General features: G+C 73.1%; 18 protein-coding genes. 13 read left to right on the top strand and 5 right to left on the bottom strand.

What is annotated here, in order from left to right:
• Positions 1 to 66: 66 nt before the first annotated feature.
• On the bottom strand, positions 67 to 567 hold the full coding sequence (locus ABGB06_RS09960) for a flavin reductase family protein (protein WP_347587413.1): 501 nt from the start codon (positions 565 to 567) through the stop codon (positions 67 to 69).
• Between the two features lie 187 nt (positions 568 to 754).
• Between ABGB06_RS09960 and ABGB06_RS09955 the strand changes: the two genes are divergently transcribed.
• Positions 755 to 1390, top strand: a complete 636-nt coding sequence (locus tag ABGB06_RS09955) for an XRE family transcriptional regulator (protein ID WP_347587411.1) — start codon at positions 755 to 757, stop codon at positions 1388 to 1390.
• 98 nt (positions 1391 to 1488) lie between these two features.
• Here ABGB06_RS09955 and ABGB06_RS09950 read toward each other — a convergent pair whose 3' ends face one another.
• Positions 1489 to 2307, bottom strand: a complete 819-nt coding sequence (locus ABGB06_RS09950) for an SAM-dependent methyltransferase (protein ID WP_347587554.1) — start codon at positions 2305 to 2307, stop codon at positions 1489 to 1491.
• Positions 2308 to 2538: 231 nt separating this feature from the next.
• On the opposite strand from ABGB06_RS09950, the gene ABGB06_RS09945 reads away from it, so the two are divergent.
• Both ABGB06_RS09945 and ABGB06_RS09940 read left to right on the top strand, forming a co-directional pair.
• Positions 2539 to 3486: an aminoglycoside phosphotransferase family protein gene (locus ABGB06_RS09945; protein ID WP_347587409.1), complete on the top strand. Its 948-nt coding sequence runs from the start codon at positions 2539 to 2541 to the stop codon at positions 3484 to 3486.
• A complete protein-coding gene (locus ABGB06_RS09940) occupies positions 3483 to 3857 on the top strand; it encodes a VOC family protein (protein WP_347587407.1) in 375 nt (124 codons plus the stop codon). The genes ABGB06_RS09945 and ABGB06_RS09940 overlap by 4 nt, the downstream gene beginning before the upstream one ends.
• A 59-nt stretch (positions 3858 to 3916) precedes the next feature.
• Here ABGB06_RS09940 and ABGB06_RS09935 read toward each other — a convergent pair whose 3' ends face one another.
• The gene (locus tag ABGB06_RS09935; protein ID WP_347587405.1) at positions 3917 to 4876 is read right to left on the bottom strand and encodes a helix-turn-helix domain-containing protein; all 960 of its coding nucleotides are present in this window, start codon (positions 4874 to 4876) and stop codon (positions 3917 to 3919) included.
• A 70-nt stretch (positions 4877 to 4946) separates the two neighbouring features.
• Here ABGB06_RS09935 and ABGB06_RS09930 point away from each other — a divergent pair, with 70 nt between their 5' ends.
• From ABGB06_RS09930 to ABGB06_RS09910, 5 genes are all read left to right on the top strand, one after another.
• Entirely contained in the window at positions 4947 to 5699 is a 753-nt protein-coding gene (locus tag ABGB06_RS09930; RefSeq protein WP_347587404.1) for a DJ-1/PfpI family protein, read from the top strand.
• A gap of 54 nt (positions 5700 to 5753) precedes the next feature.
• Entirely contained in the window at positions 5754 to 6623 is an 870-nt protein-coding gene (locus ABGB06_RS09925) for a helix-turn-helix transcriptional regulator (protein WP_347587402.1), read from the top strand.
• A 130-nt stretch (positions 6624 to 6753) separates the two neighbouring features.
• Positions 6754 to 7632 (top strand): oxidoreductase, encoded by an 879-nt coding sequence (locus ABGB06_RS09920; protein WP_347587400.1) that lies wholly within the window; start codon positions 6754 to 6756, stop codon positions 7630 to 7632.
• Complete coding sequence (locus tag ABGB06_RS09915) at positions 7629 to 8375, top strand: SDR family oxidoreductase (RefSeq protein WP_347587398.1); 747 nt, start codon at positions 7629 to 7631, stop codon at positions 8373 to 8375. The genes ABGB06_RS09920 and ABGB06_RS09915 overlap by 4 nt, the downstream gene beginning before the upstream one ends.
• Before the next feature lie 124 nt (positions 8376 to 8499).
• Positions 8500 to 11490 carry a tetratricopeptide repeat protein gene (locus ABGB06_RS09910; protein WP_347587396.1) on the top strand — a complete coding sequence of 997 codons (2991 nt, stop codon included), beginning with the start codon at positions 8500 to 8502 and terminating at the stop codon, positions 11488 to 11490.
• A gap of 58 nt (positions 11491 to 11548) precedes the next feature.
• Here the strand turns inward: ABGB06_RS09910 and ABGB06_RS09905 are convergent, their stop codons facing one another.
• Complete coding sequence (locus ABGB06_RS09905) at positions 11549 to 12049, bottom strand: MarR family transcriptional regulator (RefSeq protein WP_347587395.1); 501 nt, start codon at positions 12047 to 12049, stop codon at positions 11549 to 11551.
• A gap of 39 nt (positions 12050 to 12088) precedes the next feature.
• On the opposite strand from ABGB06_RS09905, the gene ABGB06_RS09900 reads away from it, so the two are divergent.
• Positions 12089 to 13318, top strand: a complete 1230-nt coding sequence (locus ABGB06_RS09900; protein ID WP_347587393.1) for an MFS transporter — start codon at positions 12089 to 12091, stop codon at positions 13316 to 13318.
• Positions 13319 to 13349: 31 nt separating this feature from the next.
• A complete protein-coding gene (locus ABGB06_RS09895) occupies positions 13350 to 15812 on the top strand; it encodes a P-loop NTPase fold protein (RefSeq protein WP_347587391.1) in 2463 nt (820 codons plus the stop codon).
• Here the strand turns inward: ABGB06_RS09895 and ABGB06_RS09890 are convergent.
• Entirely contained in the window at positions 15805 to 16362 is a 558-nt protein-coding gene (locus tag ABGB06_RS09890; protein WP_347587389.1) for a TetR/AcrR family transcriptional regulator, read from the bottom strand. The two genes, ABGB06_RS09895 and ABGB06_RS09890, sit on opposite strands and share 8 nt — an antisense overlap.
• An 82-nt stretch (positions 16363 to 16444) precedes the next feature.
• Here ABGB06_RS09890 and ABGB06_RS09885 point away from each other — a divergent pair, with 82 nt between their 5' ends.
• From ABGB06_RS09885 to ABGB06_RS09875, 3 genes are all read left to right on the top strand, one after another.
• Entirely contained in the window at positions 16445 to 17326 is an 882-nt protein-coding gene (locus ABGB06_RS09885) for a hypothetical protein (RefSeq protein ID WP_347587388.1), read from the top strand.
• 273 nt (positions 17327 to 17599) lie between these two features.
• Positions 17600 to 18205: a hypothetical protein gene (locus ABGB06_RS09880; RefSeq protein WP_347587386.1), complete on the top strand. Its 606-nt coding sequence runs from the start codon at positions 17600 to 17602 to the stop codon at positions 18203 to 18205.
• Between the two features lie 11 nt (positions 18206 to 18216).
• Complete coding sequence (locus tag ABGB06_RS09875) at positions 18217 to 18513, top strand: hypothetical protein (protein WP_347587384.1); 297 nt, start codon at positions 18217 to 18219, stop codon at positions 18511 to 18513.

Raw genomic sequence — 18513 nt, 5'->3', positions numbered from 1 at the left:
CCGATGGAGATCCGATGACTAAGGCCGCGGACGTCGGGGGGCGGCGTCTGGCCGCCTCCGCGCCGCTCATGCGGCCCTCAGCGCGTGGTAGCCGCGGCGCAGGTAGACCAGCGAGCCGGAGTCGGCCTCGCCGGGCAGGATGCGCTCCACCGCGCCGATGATCAGCCGGTGGTCGCCGGCCGGCACGTCCTGGGTGACGCGGCAGGTCAGCACGTACGAGCTGTGCCCGAACAGCAACGGCAGGGGCTGCCCGCCAGGGGCCCCGTCCGTCGCGTGTCCGGCCGGACGCTCGGTGCTCCAGATCACGCCCTCCAGATCGGCGAACCGGTCCGCCGACCGTTCGGCGAAGCGGCGCGAGACGCTCTCGCCGTCCGCGTGCAGCACGTTCAACGCGAAGCGGCGGTTGTCCAGCAGGACCGGCAGGGTCCGGCTGTGCTGGTCGACGCCCACGGCGATCAGTTGCGGCGAACGACTCAGACTCATCACCGCGGTGCTGGTGAACCCCGCCGGCCGCCCGCCGCGATCGGCGGTGGTCACCACGCATACCCCGCCGGCAAGTGCCGCCATAGCATTGCGATATGCCGCGTCTGACACCGTGTCGGTTACGGCGGATCGCATGCGGACTCCCTGGGCTGGGTACGATGTTGATGCTATCAACATCGCAGGAGCGGTGGGTACCCGGAGCGGGAAAATCCTCGGCGTGAAACGTGCCATGGTTCGCCACCACCCCACCCCTGACACATAGGATCCACACATGCCCGCCCCCCGCAGTGAGACGGACGGTGCCCAGCGCGCCGAACTCGGCGCCACCATCCGCAGGTTGCGCAAGGAGCACGGGCTCACGTTGGTGCAGCTCGCCAAGGCGTCGCAGCTCTCCCACCCCTTTCTCAGCCAGCTCGAACGCGGCCTGACCCACCCGAGCATGCGATCCCTCTACCGCATCGCGATCGCCTTGGGAACCACCCAGCAGAGCCTGTTGGCCACCTCGGTGCCCGAACCGGACGGCGCCGGCCCCAACGCGGCGGTGCGCGTGGTGCGGGCGAGCGAGGGCCCCTCGGTGCCCAACGGCGTCGGCACCGCCCGGGTGCTCGGCACCCCGCACCTCCGCGTCCACCCCGTCGAGTACCGGGGGTTGCGCACCGTGCACGGCGACTACTACAGCCATCCGGGAGACGAGTTCGTCTACGTTCTGGAGGGCGAGATCGAGGTCGACCTCGGCACCCAGGGCGGCCGGGACCTGCACCTGCTCGGCCCGGGCGACAGCATCAGCTACCCCGGTGGCACCCCGCACAGCTGGCGCGCCGTCGGCGAGGGCGAGAGCGTCGACGTCCACCTCCTCGCCGTCCAGCCCGCCCCCCACCCGGCCGAACCGGCGTCCTCCCACCCCTGAGCCGGGCCGTCCCGTTCAGCTGTCCGGTGCGCGCCACCACGTGAACGCCCCCGGACCTGGGTTCCTCCAGGCCGGGGGCGTGCCGGTGCGAGCGGGGCTCAGACCTTGCGGCCGACACCGCCGGCCATCAGCCGTTGGGCGACGGTCAGTTCCTCCTCGACGGGCTCGTCGGGACGCCAGAGCGGCAGGGAGACCACTCCGGGTTCGAGAAGCTCGACGCCTCCGAAGTAGGCCGTCAGTTCCTCGGTGGTCCGAAACCGACCGGTCCCGAGGAACTCCAGCATCGTCTCCTCGACCGCCCTGGCTTCCGGGCCGGTGTCGCAGAAGGCGGTGATCACGAGGTGGCTGCCGGAGGGCACCGCGTCCACGTAGGCGTCGACGATGCCCTGCGGGTCCTCGTCGTCGTGCAGGTGGTGAAGCATGCCGATGAGCAGGACGCCGACCGGTTCCGAGAGGTCGATCAGCCGTCGCACGTCGGGGTGCGCGAGGACCTTCTCCGGCTCGCGCAGGTCGGCGGTGACGACGGCGCTCTGGTCGTTCTCCTCCAGTAGCGCCCGGCCGTGGGCGAGGACGATGGGGTCGTTGTCGACGTAGACCACGCGCGCCTCGGGGTTGTGCCGCTGGGCCACCTGGTGCGTGTTCTCCAGCGTGGGGAGGCCCGCGCCGAGGTCGATGAACTGCCGGATGCCGACATCGGCCGTGAGGTACCGCACCGCCCGGCCCAACAGGGCCCGGTTGAACCAGCCGACGTCGCTGATGTGCGGCATGTTCACCCGCACCTGATCGGCGACCATGCGGTCGATCTCGTAGTTGTCCTTGCCGCCCAGCACGGCGTCGTACACCCTCGCGATGCTCGGCCTGCTCAGGTCGATCTCCGGAGTCGCCTCGCCCGTTGATCCGTCGTGCTCGCCCACCATCGCGAAGCTCCTCCATCCGCTGTGCCGCCGCCGCGCCTCCGACCAGTCCGGGTACGCGGTGTCCGTGCCGGTCAGGGTAACCCGCACGAGCAAAACTCCGACCCACTGGCACCGTCAACTTGCCTCGTCATCAAAGGACTTACGCGACACCATCACCGAGGACCCGTATCTGGTCGCCGCCGGCCGGATAACCGGGTGCGCCGGCCCGCGAAACCGGCTAGGACTGGACGCATGGTCGACCACCGCCAGGAGCACCGGCAGCGCAGCGCCGCCTGGATCGAGCACTTCGCGCGCCGGGGACACCCCGCGGCGCGGCCGCTGGCCGCCGGCGTCGAGGGCGTGGTGTACCGGCTGGACGAGGACCTGGTGGCCAAGGTGTGGAGCGGGCGACCGCCGGCCGACCTCGACCTCACCCGCCGGGTCTACGCGGACCTCGCCGCCCGTCCGCTGCCGTTCGCGACGCCGGAGATCCTCGACGTCGAGGAGCACGAGGGCGTCGTCGTCAGCTACGAGCGGGCGCTGGGCGGCTCGCCGCTCCGCCGCGACTCGGCGGTCGAGGCGCCGCCCCGCCGCCTGCCGCCGGAGGAGACGGACGCGCTGCTGACGGTGCTGCGCGGCCTGGCCACCGTCCCCGGCACCGACGCCATGCGGCGCCTCGGCGTGCAGGGCGACGACCGCCCGCTGTGGCAGGGGCACTCCCGGTTCCCCGACGCCCTCGCCGCCCTCGTCGAACGCGCCGCCGCCCGGCACGCCGACCTGCTCGCCGCCCACGTGCCGGGCCTGGCCGACACCGTGCGTCGGGTGGTCGGGGCGCTGCGCGCGCTTCCCGACACCCCGGTCACCGTCGTGCACGGCGACCTCGTGCCGCCCAACGTGCACGTCGACGCCGCCGGCCGGCCCGTCGCCGTCCTCGACTTCGGCTTCTTCACGACCGCCGGCGACCCCGCCTTCGAGGCGGCCGTCGCCGCCGCCGTCTGGGACATGTACGGGCCGCACGCCGAGGAGCACGTCGCCGCGCTCACCCGACTGTTCGCCGACCGCCTGCACCACCCGCCGGAGCGGCTGGCCCTCTACCAGGCGGCGTACGCCCTGACCACCTACGACCTGTTCGCCTCGGACGGCTCGGACGGCCACTTCCGCTGGTGCGCGGCGCTGCTCAACCGGGGAGGAACCTCGTGAACGCCACCATCCGCCACATCACCGTCGACTGCGCCGGCGAGCCGTACGAACTGGCCCGGTTCTGGAGCGCGCTGCTCGGGCGCCCGGTGTCCGACGAGGACGAGCCGGGCGACTCCGAGGTACTGGTCGAGGACCCGGCCGACGGCCCCGGGCTGCTGTTCGTGCGCGTGCCGGAGGGCAAGACGGTCAAGAACCGCCTGCACCTCGACCTGCAACCGACCGGCCGCACCCGCGCCCAGGAAGTCGAACGGGCCCTGGCGCTGGGCGCCCGGCAGCTCGCCGACCACACGCTCCCCGATGGCAGGGGCTGGATCACCATGGCCGATCCGGAGGGCAACGAGTTCTGCGTCGAGCGCGGCGAACAGGGCTGACGCGCACGCCACAGGACACGGCGGGCCACGCTAAACGTGACATCGCCGCGGCGTGACGGTCAGGCGCGTGCCCGGAACGCCCGGCGGTACGCGGACGGGCTGCTGCCGAGCCGGTCGCGGAAGTGGGCGCGCAGCGATGCCGCCGAGCCGAAGCCGGTGACGTGCGCGATGTGTTCGATCGGCAGGTCGGTGGTCTCCAGCAGCTCCCTGGTGCGTTCGGTGCGGGCCCACAGCAGCCAGCGCAGCGGCGTCGCGCCGGTCTCGGCCCGGAAGCGGCGGTGCAGCTGCCGCGTGCTCAGTCCGGCGTGCCGGGCGATGTCGGCGAGGGCCAGCGGGCGGTGCAGGTTGCGGTAGAGCCAGTCGAGCGTCGGGGTGAGGCCGCTGCCCGCGCTGACGCCGGCGTCCGGATGGCGCACCACCTGTGCCATCGCGCCGTCCCTGCGGTGCGGCACCACCAGGGCGCGCGCCGCCCGGGCGGCGACGGCGGCGCCGTGGTCGCGGGCGATCAGGTGCAGGCACAGGTCGAGCCCGGCGGCCACCCCGGCCGAGGTCAGCACCCGTCCGTGGTCCACGAACAGCACGCCGGGATCGACGGTCACCCCGGGGAAGTCGCGGGCCAGCCGGTCCGCCGCCAGCCAGTGCGTGGTCGCGGTGCGGCCGTCCAGCAGGCCGGCGCCCGCCAGCAGGAACGCGCCGGTGCAGATGGAGGCGACGCGCGCCCCGCGTTCGGCGGCGGCGCGCAGCAGCGCCAGCACCTCGGGATGCGGGGCCGGATCGTGCCCGGCGACGCCCGGGACGACGACGGTGCCGGCGTCCAGCGCGGCGCTCAACGAGTGGGACGGCGCCAGCCCGAAGCAGTCGGCACCGGCCGCGGTCACCGTGACCGGCGCGTCGCCGCACACCCACACCTCGTACGGCGCCGAGCCGTCGGCCAGCCGGACGAGGGAGAACGCCTGACAGGCCGCCGCGACGTCGAATCCGACCGCGCCGCGCGGCGCCAGAACGGCGACCCGGTGCATGGCAGGAACCTAGCGGACGACGTCGCTGCCGTCGCTGTCGCGCGAACAACCGCCTTGCCACGCTGTGCGCATGACACGCAACGGAACCATCGGACGCAGGAACTTCCTGGTCGGCACGGGCGTGGCCGGCGCCACCGCCGCGGGCTCGCTCGGCACGGCCCCGGCGGCGGCCCCGGCGGGGCGCGACCGCCCGTACCGGGTGCACGTCGTGATGTTCGACGGTGTCGAGGAGTTCGACTTCATTGCGCCGTACGAGGTGTTCGGCGCGGCCGGCATGCACAGCCCGGCCGGCGTGGACCTGCGGTACGTCGCGACCGGCGGACCCGGCACGGTCACGGCGGCGTACGGCACCGAGGTGCGCGTGGACCACGGCTGGGACGCGGAGCGGGCGGACCTCGTGGTGGTGCCGGGCGGCGGCTACACCCGCCGCGACGGACCCGGCATCTGGGCCGAGATCGACCGGGGCGAGCTGCCCGCCGCCCTGGCCGACGCGCCCCGGCGCGGCCTGACGATCGCCTCGGTCTGCACGGGCGCGATCGTGCTGGCCGCGGCCGGACTCGCGGACGGGCGGCCGTGCACCACCCACCACGGCGCCCGGGACGAACTCGCCGCCCGCGGCGGCGTGCTCACCCCGGGCCGCGTCGTGGACGACGGCGACCTGGTCACGGCCGGCGGCATCACCGCGGGGCTGGAACTCGGCCTCTGGCTGACCCGCCGCGAGTTCGGCGCCGACGCGGCCCTCGGCGTCGAGACCATGCTGGAGTACGAGGCCCGCGGCACCGTCTGGACCCCGGTGACACCGGGCGGGGCAGGGTGGGAGTAACACGGCCACCTTCCGGGGCCTCGTCGGGGGTGCTTCCCGTCTAGCCTCGAAGGCATGACCGGTGACAACCACCTCGGAGAGTTCCTGCGGGCCCGCCGCGAACGCGCGCGGCCCGAGGACCGTGGCATTCCGGCCGGCCCGCGCCGCCGGGTGCCGGGGCTGCGCCGCCCGGAAGTCGCGGCGCTGGCCGGGGTCAGCACCGACTACTACGTCCGGCTGGAGCAGGGCCGGGAACGCACCCCCTCGGCGCAGGTGGTCGAGGCCCTGGCCGGCGCGCTGGGGCTGGACGAGGACGCGACCGGCCACCTGCACCTGCTCGCCCGCCCGGCACCGGCCCGCCGCCGCGGCGAGCCGGTGCCGGGCGACCGGGAGACGGTGAGTCCGCGGCTGCTGCGGATGATGGAATCGTGGTCCCGGACGCCGGCCGTCGTGCTCGGGCGCTACCTGACCGTGCTGGCGCACAACGCCCTGGGCCGGGCCCTGTTCGACGGCCACACGCACAGCGGTGACCTGGTGCGGCTGGTGTTCCTCGACCCGGACGCCCGGACGTTCTACCCGGACTGGGAACGCGTGGCGGTCAACACCGTCGGCGGCCTGCGTTCGGCCGCCGGCGCCGACCCCGACGACCCCCGGTTGGCCCGGCTCGTGGACGAGCTGTCGCGGGGCAGCGAGCCGTTCCGCCGGCTGTGGGCCCGGCACGACATCCGGCAGAAGACCCACGACGCCAAACGCCTCCGCCACCCCCAGGTCGGGGAGCTGACGCTGCACTACGAGTCGTTCGCCGTCAACGGCGCCCCCGGCCAGCAACTCGTCCTCTACCAGGCGGATCCCGGCAGCCCTTCGGAACAGACGCTGGCGCTGCTGGGCCTCGCCGCCGAGATATCCCGCTCGCCCCAGGGCGCGGCCGGCATCGCCACCCGCTGAGGCGCCCTCCGCCGCCGGCCCTTTCCCTTTTCCCTCCCTTCCGCATCGACCTTCCGCATCGACCTTCCGTATCGACACCCCCAGCTCCGTGCTGCCCGAAAGGACACTCCCAGGTATCGCCATGCCCGAAATGTCAACAGAAAACATCCCACCGGTGTGGTTCATCACCGGCTGTTCCACGGGCTTCGGCCGGTCCCTCGCCCGCGCGGTGCTCGACCGCGGCTGGTGCGCGGTGGTCACCGCCCGCGACCCCGGCCGGGTCGCCGACATCGTCGCCGGCCACGAGGACCGCGCCCTCGCCCTCCCGCTCGACGTCACCGACGCGACCCAGATCGCCGACGCCGTCGGCTCGGCGACGAACACCTTCGGCCACATCGACGTTCTGGTCAACAACGCCGGCTACGGCTACCTGGCCGCCGTCGAGGAGGGCGAGGACCGCGAGATCCGGGCCCTGTTCGACACCAACGTCTTCGGCCTGTTCGACGTCACCCGGGCCGTACTGCCGGGCATGCGCGCCCGCCGCCGCGGCCACGTCGTGAACATCTCCTCCATCGGCGGCCTGGCCGCCTTCGGGGCCACCGGCTACTACCACGGCACCAAGTTCGCGGTGGAGGGCATCTCCGAATCGCTGGCGACGGAAGTCGCCCCGCTCGGCATCCGGGTCACCCTCGTCGAACCGGGCGGGTTCCGCACCAACTGGTCGGGCCCGTCCATGAAGCAGTCGGCCATCCACATCGACGACTACGCCGACACCGCCGGGAAGCGGCGCGAGACCACCCTCGCCAGCCACGGCAACCAACCGGGCGACCCGGACCGCGCCGCCGCCGCGATCATCGAAGCGGTCCGCGCGGAGGACCCGCCGCTGCGCCTGCTGCTCGGCCGGTCCGCCTACGACATCGCCACCTCCCGACTCGACGCCCTCGGCGCCACGTTCGACACCTGGCGCGACGTCACCCTCGGCGCCGACCACCCCCAGGAACCGCCCCAGGAACCGGAGACCCCAGCATGAGCACACCCACGTCCACGTCTGAGCCCAAGACCGTTCTGATCACCGGGGCCAGCAGCGGCATCGGCCAGGCCACCGCCCAGAGACTCGCCGCCGAGGGCCACCACGTGGTCATCGGCGCCCGCCGCGAGGAGCGCCTCGCCGAGGTCGCCGCCACGATCCGCGAGGCCGGCGGCAGCGTCGACACCCGGCGCCTCGACGTCACCGACCGCGCCGACGTCGCCGCCTTCGTCGACGCCGCGGCGCGCGACCACGGGCGTGTCGACGTGCTCGTGAACAACGCCGGCGTGATGCCGCTGTCCCCGCTGGACGCGCTGCTGGTCGAGCAGTGGGACCTGATGATCGACGTCAACGTCCGCGGCCTGCTGTACGGGATCGCCGCCGCCCTGCCGCATTTCCGGCGGCAGGGTGGCGGGCACTTCGTGACCGTCGCGTCCATCGGCGCCCACGAGGTGGTGCCCACCGGCGCGGTCTACTGCGCGACCAAGTACGCCGCCTGGGCGATCACCGAAGGGCTGCGGCAGGAGTCCGACCCGAGCATCCGGGTCACCACCGTCTCCCCGGGCGTCGTCGAGTCGGAACTCGCGGACACCATCACCGACCCCGGCACGCAGGCGTTCGTCCGCGACTACCGGGCGGCGGCCATCCCGGCCACCGCCATCGCCGACGCCGTCTCCTACGCCCTCGGACAGCCGGCGGACGTCGACGTCAACGAGATCGTCGTCCGCCCGGCCCGGCAACGCTGACGGCCGACGCGCCCGACGCGGCGGGCCGCCACCGCGAGTCGCGGTGGCGGCCCTCGTGGTCGACCGGGCCGCGCGCTGTCCGCATCCGCCAGACTGGGGTCCGGTGGAGGGGAGCGAAGAGGCCATGGATTTTCTGGTGCTGGGCCCTCTGGAGGTCCGGTGGGACGCGCGGCGTGACACGGTCCCGGGGCGGTTGCGGCGGATCCTGCTGGGTGTGTTGTTGGCGCGGGCGAACCAGTCGGTGCCGGCGGATGTGCTGGTGGATGTGTTGTGGGGGGAGCGTCCTGAGGAGCGGGCTCGGCAGCGGTTGCATCTTCATGTGCATCGGTTGCGGGCGGTGTTGGGCGATCCGGAGCGGCTTTCGCATGGTCCTGAGGGGTATCGGCTGCGGGTGGTGCCGGGGGAGTTGGACGCGGAGCGTTTCGAGTCGTTGGTGGCTGAGGGGTTGGAGGTCGCGGGTGGGGATCCGCGGCGGGCGGTCGATGTGTTGCGGGAGGCGTTGGGGCTGTGGCGGGATGTGCCGTTCGCGGATCTGGACATCCCGCTGCTGACGGACTGGGCTCACGAGTTGGCTGAGCGTCGGCTGGTCGCGTGTGAGGCGTTGTTCGGGGCGGAGGTGGCGTGTGGGCGGAGCGCCGCGGTGGCCGGGGAGTTGGCCACCTTGGTGCGGGAGCATCCGTTGCGGGAGCGGTTGCACGGGTTGTTGATGATCGCGTTGTACCGGTCGGGGCAGCCGGGTGCGGCGTTGGCGGCGTACCGGGCGGCGCGGGAGACGCTGGTGGCCGAGCTGGGGTTGGAGCCGGGTCCGGAGCTGCGGGAGCTGGAGGCCCGGATGCTGGCGGGCGAGCCGGTGGAGGTCGGCGGCGAGGGACAGGCCCGGGAGCCGGCTCCCGCGCAGTTGCCGGGAGACGTCACCGGGTTCGTGGGTCGGGACGCCGAGCTGGCCGAGCTCGACGGGCTGCTGGCGCGTGAGGACACCTCGGGTGTGGTGATCTCGGCGGTGGCGGGGACGGCGGGGGTGGGAAAGACCGCTTTGGCGTTGCGGTGGGCGCATCGGGTGCGGGAGCGGTTCCCCGACGGGCAGTTGTACGTCGACCTGCGTGGTTACGGCCCTGACCAGCCCGTCACGCCGCTGGATGCGTTGGCGGGATTCCTGCGCGCGTTGGGTCTGGAGGGCGCGGCGATCCCGCAGGACGAGGCGGAACGGGCCGCCCGGTTCCGCACCCTGCTGGACGGCCGACGGATGCTCGTCGTCCTGGACAACGCCCACAGCGTCACGCAGGTACGGCCCCTGCTGCCGGGCAGCCCGACCTGCTTCGCGCTGGTCACCAGCCGCGACGCGCTGGCCGGGCTGGTCGCCCGCGACGGCGCCCACCGACTCAACCTCGACCGCCTGCCGTTGCCCGACGCCCGTGCCCTGCTCCACGAGGCGCTCGGGGAACGCGCGGCGGTCGACCCGGCGGCGACGGACGCGCTGATCGAACGCTGCGCCCGGCTGCCGTTGGCCCTGCGGATCACCGCCGAGCTGGCCCGATCCCAGCCCGCCCGCACCCTCCCCGACCTGGTCGAGGAGCTCGCCGACCAGCAAGGCACCCTGGACCTGCTGGATGCGGACGGGGACCCCTACACGGCCGTGCGGGCGGTGTTCTCCTGGTCCTACCAACGCCTCGACCCGGCCGTGGCCCGGGCGTTTCGGCTGCTGGGCGTGCATCCGGGGCACGACGTGGACGCCCACGCCGTCGCGGCCATGGCCGGCGCCGGGCCGCGTGAGACCCGCCGCGCCCTGGACGCCCTCCTCCGCGCTCATCTCGTCGACCAGATCGGCGGCAGCCGCTACCAACCCCACGACCTGCTGCGCGCCTACGCCGCCGAACTCGCCGCCGACACCGACGGACCCGTGGAGCGGGAGGCGGCCCTGGGCCGGCTGCTGGAGTACTACCTGGCCACCGCCTCCGCCGCCATGGACGTCGTCGTGCCGCAGGAGGCCTACCGACGACCCAAGACGGCAGCCCTGGCGGAGGGCAGGGCGCCCCTGCTCACGACCCACGACCATGCCATGCGCTGGCTGGACGCCGAACGGGCCAACCTGCTGGAGGCCACCCAGCACGGCGACGAGGCGTACACCATCGCCGTGGCGCAGACCATCTGGCGCTATCTCGACATCAGCGGCCACTCCCTGGAGATGGTCGCCCTGTGCACCCAGGAGCTGCGAGCGGCCGAGACCCTCGGCGACCCGCTCGCGGAGGCCCACGCACGCCTCCACCTGGGCACGGCCATGAGCCGGGTCATGGACGACAAGGCGTCCATCGACCATCTCCGTCGCGCCCTGGACGCCTACGAGCGGGCCGGGGACCCGACGTTGCAGGTCGCCGTCCGCAACAACCTCGGGATCCTCCACGGAAGGAACGGTGAGCTGGCGGAGGCCGCACGGCAGTTCGAGTTGGCCCTGGAGCTGAACGGACCGGACGGACCGTGGCCGAGCCGCCGCGCGGGGCTTCTCAATCTCGGGAAGTGCCTCCGGGGACTGGGCCGGTACGAGGAGGCGCTGCACCATCTGGAGGGCGCCCTCCGACTCTGCGCGGACAACGGCGACAGGGTCAACGAGTCCAACACACACAACGGCATCGCCGAACTGTGCCGGCTCCTGGACAAGCACGACGAGGCACGCGACCACGCGCACCGTGCTCTGACGCTCGCCCGCGAGACGGGGTTTCGCGGTGCCGAGTCGGACGCCCTGCGCCTCCTCGGCGCCGCGTGCCTCGCCCAGGGCGATCACGAGCAGGCGGTCCGCCACCAGGACGAGGCGCTGGAGCTGGCCCGAGCCCTGGGGGAGACGGAACTGCTCGCCGAGTGCCTGAACGAACTCGCGGCCACCCACGCGGCGGCCGGAGACCCCACCCGCGCCCTGGCCCTCTACGACGAGGCCCTGACCGTGGCGACCGAGGCCGGCCACCGCAAGGCGCTGGCCGACTCGCACGCGAACGCCGCCGCCGTCCACGCCGAGCTCGGCGAGCACGAGGCGGCGCGGGACCACTGGCGCCAGGCGCTCGACGGCTACGAGGCGCTCGACCTGCCCCAGGCGGACGAGATGCGGCGGCGGCTCGCCGGCGCCTGAGCGCCGCGTCGTCCGAGTCGCACGGAGAGCCGACGAGGCTGGTCGTCGCTGGTCGTCGCTAGTCGTCGGGCAGCGTCTGGCCCAGCTTGCGCAGCAGATCGGTCAGGGCGCTCCGCTCGTCGGCGGTCAGCCCGGCGAGGAGCCGCGTCTCGTTCTCCACATGCTCCCCGACCGCCTGGTCGATGAGCTCCCGGCCCTCGTCGGTGAGCCGGACCAGCCGGCCCCGCGCGTCCGCCTCGGCCGCCCGGCGACTGACCAACCCGGCGCGTTCCATCCGGTCGGCCCGCTTGGTCACCGCCCCGGAGGTGACCATCGTGCGCGCGCTGAGCTCCCCGGCGGTCAGCTCGAAGGGCGGTCCCGAGCGGCGCAGGGTGGCGAGCATGTCGAACTCGCCCCGGCTCAGGCCGTAGCGGTCGAAGACCCGGTACAGCAGTTCGTCCAGTGTCCAGTGCAGCCGGGTGATGCGGCCGACCACGTGCATCGGGCTCGGATCGAGATCGGGCCGCTCCCGGCGCCACTGGCTGACGATCCGGTCGACCCCGTCGGCGTCCTCGGGCATGCCTTGACTATACCTTCCACGGAAACTAATCTGTCTTCCATGGAAACTATCTTGGTCGGGCGCCGGGCTGCGCGCCCGCGTTCGACCGCGAGGTCATGGCTGGGCGTTTCCGTCATCACGGCGAGTCTGTTCATCTTCGTCACCACTGAGCTGATGCCCGTCGGCCTGCTGACCCCCATAGGCGCGAGCCTGGACATATCGGTGGGCGTCGCCGGGTTGATGGTCACGCTGTACGGCGTCTCGGCCGGGCTGGGCGTGCCGTTCATCGTGGCCTGGACCAGGCGCGTCAACCGCCGCGTCCTGCTGTCCGCGCTGCTGGCGATCCTGGCCGTGGGAAACCTGGTCACCGCCGTCGCGCCGAGCTATCCGCTGGTTCTGACGGCGCGGCTGGTCATGGGATTCGCCAACGGCGTCTTCTGGGCCATCGGCGTCGGCATGGCGATGCGCCTCGTCCCGGAACGCCACGCGAGCAGGGCCGCCGCGGTCGCGCTGTCCGGCATCTCGATCGCCACGGTCGTGGGGATACCGCTGGGCACGTTCCTGGAGAGCGCCACCAGTTGGCGGACCACGTTCCTCATCTGGAGCGCCCTCAGCGCGCTGGTGTTCCTCGCGGTCGCCGCCGTCATCCCGTCGCTGCCGTCGGAGAACGCGGTTCCGGCCCGGGAGGTGTTCGGGCTCCCCTTCAGGAACGTGCCGCTGCGTCTGGTGATGTTCGCCGTCATCCTCTACGTGCTCGGCCATTTCGCGGCGTACACCTTCGTGCGGCCCTTCCTGGAGGACGGCTCGTCCGTCTCGTCCGGCTTCGTCGCCACGCTGCTGATCGTCTACGGAGTCGGCGGCGCGGCCGGGAACTTCATCGCCGGATACACCGTGACCAGGAATCCGCGGCTCAGCTTCGTCGTCGCCCGGGCGGGTCTCGTCGCGTCCCTGCTGGTGCTGCTCACGATCGGCCACTCGCAGGTCGGCGCGATCGTCGCCCTGGCCCTCTGGGGAGTCTCCTTCGGCGCGGCGAACCTGTGCCAGGTCAACATCACGCTCGCCGCGGCGCCCGACACCTTCGAGGCCGCCATGGCGATCAACACCCTGGGATACAACACGTCCATCGCGCTCGGCGCGCTCTTCGGTGGACTGTTCGCCGACCATCTGGGCGTCACCAGCGCCGTCTGGTTCGGCGTGGCGCTGGCGTCGGCCTCGCTGCTCGTCACCTTCGGCCTCCGCCGGACGGCGTCGCGCACCGGCTTGGGGGAGGCGTTGGCCACCAGCGGGTGACCGTCCGACCGCGCCGGGGGAGACTGGGGCGATGGGCGAGCGATGGCGGGGGTACACGGACGATCCGATCGCCGAGGAGGGCCACGACCTGCTCGACCGCGCCCGTTTCGCGCGGCGGGTCGCGGCCGTGCTGGACGACGTGCGGGCCGGCAGTGAGTCCGCGGTGATGTCCCTGGTCGGCCCATGGGGGAGCGGCAAGACGTCGCTGCTGAGGTTGGTGGGCCGTGCGATGCCGGAGCCGTGGCGGGTTGTCGGTTTCAACCCCTGGGCGACGGCGGACGCGGCGTCGCTGCTCGGCGAGTTCTTCGAGACCATCGGCTCCGCGCTGCCGAGCCGCCAGGGCGTCAGGGGCGCCGGCGACGCGTTACGCCGCTACGCCCAGAAGGTCTCGCCGCTGCTGGGCGCCCTCCCGGTCGCGGGCCCGGCGCTCGCCGAGACGGCGGACCGCGCGTTGGGCGACAACACCATCGAGGCGCGCGCCGGGGAGGTCGCCGACCGGCTCCGCGAGGTGGGCGCGCCGATCCTGGTGGTCATCGACGACGTGGACCGGCTGCACCCCGACGAGTTGACCGAGGTGTTCCGGGCGGTGCGGCTCCTCGGCCGGCTGCCGATGCTCTACTACCTGCTCTCCTACGACGAGCGGACCGTGCTCGATCTGCTCGGCCAGGCGGCCGTGACGGGCGGCGACGAGGCGCGGGCCCGCGCCTATCTGGAGAAGATCGTCCAGTACCCGCTCGACCTGCCGCCGATCCTGCCGGTCCACCTGGAGCGGATGTTCACCGACGGCCTCGACCGACTGCTGGGCGACCTCGGTGTTCCGCTGACCTCCGCCCAGCAGGGGCGGATCCGGGCCGCCTGGGACGCCCTCATGTCCCGCGCCCTGTCCCAGCCGAGGGCGGTGCACCGGTTCCTCGCCCGGCTGGCCACGTATCTGCCGCTCGTCGACCAGCGGGAGATCGACGTCGCGGACTTCGTGCTGCTGACGTTCCTGCAGCAGCACGTGCCCGAGACGTACGCGTTCGTGGCGACCGACCGGGAGCGGTTCACCTGCCGGCTCCGGCCGGGCACGGCGGAGGAGGGGCTGGAGCAGCTCACCCTGCCGGTCACCGATCTTGGCGCGCTGGAGGAGGAACAGGCCCCGGACGGGCGGCGGGAGGTGCTCCGGGAGATCTTCGCACTGCCCGAGCCGCGAGACGCGGCGGTCAGGCAGGCGTACCGGGAGCGCCGCGCCGTCGTCTGGGACTACTTTCCCCGCTATTTCGACCTCGGCGTCACCGAGGGCGACCTTCCCGACGAGGTGCTGCGGCAGGGTCTGCGCGCACTCTGCGCGGGCGGCGGGGCCGAGGCGGGTGCGGCGGCCGAGGCGGTCGACAGGGCCATCGGCGGACCGCTCCAGGACAGACTGCACCTGCTGGGCGAGGATCTCGCCGGCGACGACGCGTACACCCTGCTGCGCCACCTGCGGCAGCGTCCCGTTCCGGCCGCTCAGGCCGGCAGCTGGAACAGCCTCCCCGTCCGCCGCTGGCTCAGGAACCTGCTGGTCCAGTGCCGTGGCGGGCCCTCGGCGGCCACGGTGGTGGGGGAACTCCTGGGCGGCGAACCGAACGCGGCCGAGCTGCGCCGCCTCGCCTGGTTCCTCGATCAGCGGCGGGAGGGCGCCGACGCGGCGTGGCTCGACGAGTTGCGCGCCCACCTCGCGAGGACCGTTCTCGGCCCCGACGGCGCGGTCGCGCTCCGGCGGATGGTGGACACCGATCCCCGGCCGCCGGGATTCGAGAACGTGCTGATCGGGCTGAGTCGGGCGTTGGACCGGGCGCAGGCGCTCGACCTGCTCCGACGGGTGACGCGATGGCCCTCCTACCCCGGGTGGTTGGCCGCCGAGTTGCTCGGGCGGATCGACGATGCTCCGGCCGACGAGGCCGTCCGGCTCGTCATGGGCGACCGGTTCGTGCGCGGCGTGGAGCTGCTGCACGAGCTGATTCCGGAGACTCCGGGCCACCTGGGGTGGCGGGCGAGTCTCTGGGGAGCCCTGGGGAGGCGCCTGGTGGGGGAGCTCGGGCGGGTGCCCTTCGAGACGCTGAGGCGACTGCCCGTCGCCGACGTGCTGAGCCATGCGCTCTTCGATGGCGATGTGCGGGGTCTCCGCGGGGAGGAGGTCGTCCAGGCGATCGACGAGGGACGGTTCACACTGCTGGACCTCGCCGCGCATTTCGTCGACGAGCCGGACCCCGACGCGGTGGAGCTCGGCGTGGTGGTGGGCGCCGACCGGCTGGCGGCGAAGCTCTTCGGCGACCCCGGACCCGGTCGCGACCGACTCTGGCAGGTGGTCAGCAACGAGGCGGCGGCGTGCGGCTTCACCGGCCCGGTGCCGCCGGGAGACCGGGAGACGCTGGCCGGCCGGCGGGCCCTCGCGTTCCGCGCCATCATGTCCATCGACGCCCTGCGCGAACGCTGGGAGGCCGAGGGCTTCGGGCCGCCGCCGGCCGTCATCTGAACAGGAAGCCGGTCAGGGCGCGGAAGATCTCCTCGGGGTCGTGGTCGGGGCGTTCCGGAACGCGTCCGGCAAGGTGCAGGGCGGCGAAGCCGTGGGCCAGGGACCAGGCCGCCAGGGCCGCCAGCTCCGGATCGGCGTCGCCGTGCCGGACGGCGGGCAGGTCGTCGAGCCCGGCGCGCAGCCGGGCGGCGGCGCGGTCGCGGGCGGCGACCAGGTCGGGGTCGTCGCGGTGCTGTAGGTCGGTCCGGGACATCACCTCGAAATGCGCGGGGTGGTCGAGCGCGAAGCGGACGTAGCGCACGCCCATCTCCCGCAGGTCGGCGCCGGCCAGGGCGTCCGCGAGCAGCCCGTGGCCCTCGGTGGCGATCGCGGTGAGCAGACCCGTCCGGTCGCCGAAGTGGTGGGCGGGCGCGGCGTGCGAGACGCCGGCGCGGCGGGCGAGGTCGCGGAGGCTGACGGCCGCGACGCCCTGCGTCGCGATCACGTCCAGCGCGGCGTCGAGGACGGCGCGGCGCAGGTCGCCGTGGTGGTAGGAGCGTTCTTCGGGCACGGGGATCACTCTAGCCGGAATCTAGCCATTGACAAGATGTGCGATCACTGTAATCTAGGCAATGACTAGATAGGAGTCCGAGATGACCCAGCAGAACCCACCCGGGGCCCGGCAGCTGTGGCAGCTGTTGGAGCCCGTGCACGCCACGCTGTACTACGCGCCCGAGGCGTTCGCCGAGGCCCGCGCCCTGGGGTACGGGACGGACGAGCGCTGGCCGAGCTACTTCGCCTGGCGCGCCGCCCCGCTCGGCGCGGCCTCGCCGGAGCTGGTGGCGGCGACGTTCTACAGCTTCAACCCGGCGATGGTCCGCCGGTACGTGGCCGACGCCTGGGAGATCGCGTCGCCGGACGCCGTCCTGCGGGCCCGGATGACCGCCATGGACCGCGCCCTGCGCGCGCTGCTCGGCGACCGGCTGCACTCTGCGGAACAGCGCGAGGCGGCGACGCTGGCCCGCCGCGCCGCCGAGGCGGCGGACACGTCAGGCCGGCCACTCGCCGCCGCCAACGCGGCGCTGCCCTGGCCGGACGACGACCAGCCGCATCTGGTGCTCTGGCACGCCGCCACCATCCTCCGCGAACACCGGGGCGACGGCCACGTCGCGGCCCTGCTCGCCCACGGCCTCGACGGCGTGGAGGCCCTGGTCTCCCATGCCGCGATGGGCGCGGCGCCCGAGGAGGTCTTCGGCAGCCGCGACTGGTCCGACGCGGACTGGTCGGCGGCCCGCGAACGCCTCACCGCCCGCGGCTGGTTCGACCCCTCCGGCGCCCTCACCGACCAAGGCCGCGCGTCCCGCACCGCCGTCGAACTCCTCACCGACGACCTCGCCGCCGCCCCCTGGCGGGCCCTCGGCCCCGCCGACACCGCGCGCCTGGCCGAGCTGTTGATGCCCCCGGTCATCGACATCGTCGGCGCCGGCATCCTCCCCACCCAGAGCACCCTCGGCATCGGCCTCAGCTACACCTGACCGGCCAACTCGAACCACAGGCTCTTGCCGAACGCCCCCGCCTCCCAGCTCCACCGGCTCGCCAGCCGTTGCAGTATGAACAGCCCGCGTCCGTGCTCAGCCGTCAACGACGCCGCGGCGCCGACCATCCCGGCCGCCGTCCATGCGCTCCTCGCCCGTCTCAAGGCCCGCCGCTGACCGAGCCGGATTTACCTTGGAGCCATGCACGAAGAGCAACCGCCCCCCTACCGTCCGGCGCGGTGTGTTCATCGCCGACCGAGCACTGGACGTGGCATGACCGGCAGCCCGGTGCTCGGGAGAAGGGAGATCGAACGAGCGCTCCGCCGGCTGGGCGATCGCCTTGTCCGGCGTGGTGTCATCGCCGGGATCTACGTTTTCGGCGGTGTAGCGATGGCGTTGGCCTACGACGCACGCCGAGCGACGCGTGATATCGACGCGGTGTTCGTGCCACACGGTGTCGTGCTCGAAGAAGCCCGAGCCGTGGGCGAGCAACTCGGTCTGCCTCCCTGGTGGCTGGACGAGCAGGGCAGCGCCTTCGTCGCCCCCGGCGGCGATCCCGACGCGCCCCGGATCTTCGACCATCCGGGGCTCCGCCTGTCGGCTGCGTCGCCCCGTCACCTGCTGGCGATGAAAGTCCTGGCCTCCCGGCCGCCTGATGCCGAGGACATCGCGTTCCTCGTGAAGTCCCTGAACCTCGGGACCGTCGACGAGATCCTCGCCGTCTGCGCGGACGTGTTCCCGGACGAGCCGGTGCCCGGGCGGGCGCGGTTGCTGCTGGAGGACGTTCTCGGCGAGCACGGATGGTCGGCTTCGTGCTGTCGCGCAGGGGGTTGCGCCGGGGAACGACGGGTGAGGATGTCGGGTAGTCGTATCTCGTGACGGGGAGGGTCATGGCCAAGCGCTTTCTGACCGGCGACGGGCATCGGGTGGGGGTGGGGGACCGGGTCTGGGCCGCGAATCATGTGCCGTGGGTGATCACGCGGATCGGCCCGATGCCGGGTGCTCCGGGCGGCGGGCCGCTCTGGGCCTTCATGGACGCCGACCCCGGCTACCCGGCCCAGGCGGACCTGGACGGCACCAGCTTCATGGCCGAGGAGGACTTCTCGACCTACATCTACAAGGCTCATCCGGCCGACGGGCGCTGCGAGTGGGCGGGGTGCCGGCACCGGCCGTGGGGAGCCCGCTGA

This window comes from Streptomyces sp. B6B3 (genome assembly GCF_039871525.1).
Taxonomy (GTDB): Bacteria; Actinomycetota; Actinomycetes; order Streptomycetales; family Streptomycetaceae; genus Streptomyces.
This window is presented reverse-complemented; position numbering and strand designations above follow the sequence as displayed.

Coding starts and splice junctions, on each gene's coding strand:
- ABGB06_RS09885 (WP_347587388.1), top strand. CDS start 16,445: ATGACCCAGCAGAACCCACCCGGGGCCCGGCAGCTGTGGCAGCTGTTG.
- ABGB06_RS09950 (WP_347587554.1), bottom strand. CDS start 2,307: ATGGTGGGCGAGCACGACGGATCAACGGGCGAGGCGACTCCGGAGATC.
- ABGB06_RS09915 (WP_347587398.1), top strand. CDS start 7,629: ATGAGCACACCCACGTCCACGTCTGAGCCCAAGACCGTTCTGATCACC.
- ABGB06_RS09900 (WP_347587393.1), top strand. CDS start 12,089: ATGGAAACTATCTTGGTCGGGCGCCGGGCTGCGCGCCCGCGTTCGACC.
- ABGB06_RS09875 (WP_347587384.1), top strand. CDS start 18,217: ATGGCCAAGCGCTTTCTGACCGGCGACGGGCATCGGGTGGGGGTGGGG.
- ABGB06_RS09920 (WP_347587400.1), top strand. CDS start 6,754: ATGTCAACAGAAAACATCCCACCGGTGTGGTTCATCACCGGCTGTTCC.
- ABGB06_RS09960 (WP_347587413.1), bottom strand. CDS start 567: ATGGCGGCACTTGCCGGCGGGGTATGCGTGGTGACCACCGCCGATCGC.
- ABGB06_RS09935 (WP_347587405.1), bottom strand. CDS start 4,876: ATGCACCGGGTCGCCGTTCTGGCGCCGCGCGGCGCGGTCGGATTCGAC.
- ABGB06_RS09905 (WP_347587395.1), bottom strand. CDS start 12,049: ATGCCCGAGGACGCCGACGGGGTCGACCGGATCGTCAGCCAGTGGCGC.
- ABGB06_RS09925 (WP_347587402.1), top strand. CDS start 5,754: ATGACCGGTGACAACCACCTCGGAGAGTTCCTGCGGGCCCGCCGCGAA.
- ABGB06_RS09880 (WP_347587386.1), top strand. CDS start 17,600: ATGACCGGCAGCCCGGTGCTCGGGAGAAGGGAGATCGAACGAGCGCTC.
- ABGB06_RS09895 (WP_347587391.1), top strand. CDS start 13,350: ATGGGCGAGCGATGGCGGGGGTACACGGACGATCCGATCGCCGAGGAG.
- ABGB06_RS09930 (WP_347587404.1), top strand. CDS start 4,947: ATGACACGCAACGGAACCATCGGACGCAGGAACTTCCTGGTCGGCACG.
- ABGB06_RS09910 (WP_347587396.1), top strand. CDS start 8,500: ATGGATTTTCTGGTGCTGGGCCCTCTGGAGGTCCGGTGGGACGCGCGG.
- ABGB06_RS09945 (WP_347587409.1), top strand. CDS start 2,539: ATGGTCGACCACCGCCAGGAGCACCGGCAGCGCAGCGCCGCCTGGATC.
- ABGB06_RS09955 (WP_347587411.1), top strand. CDS start 755: ATGCCCGCCCCCCGCAGTGAGACGGACGGTGCCCAGCGCGCCGAACTC.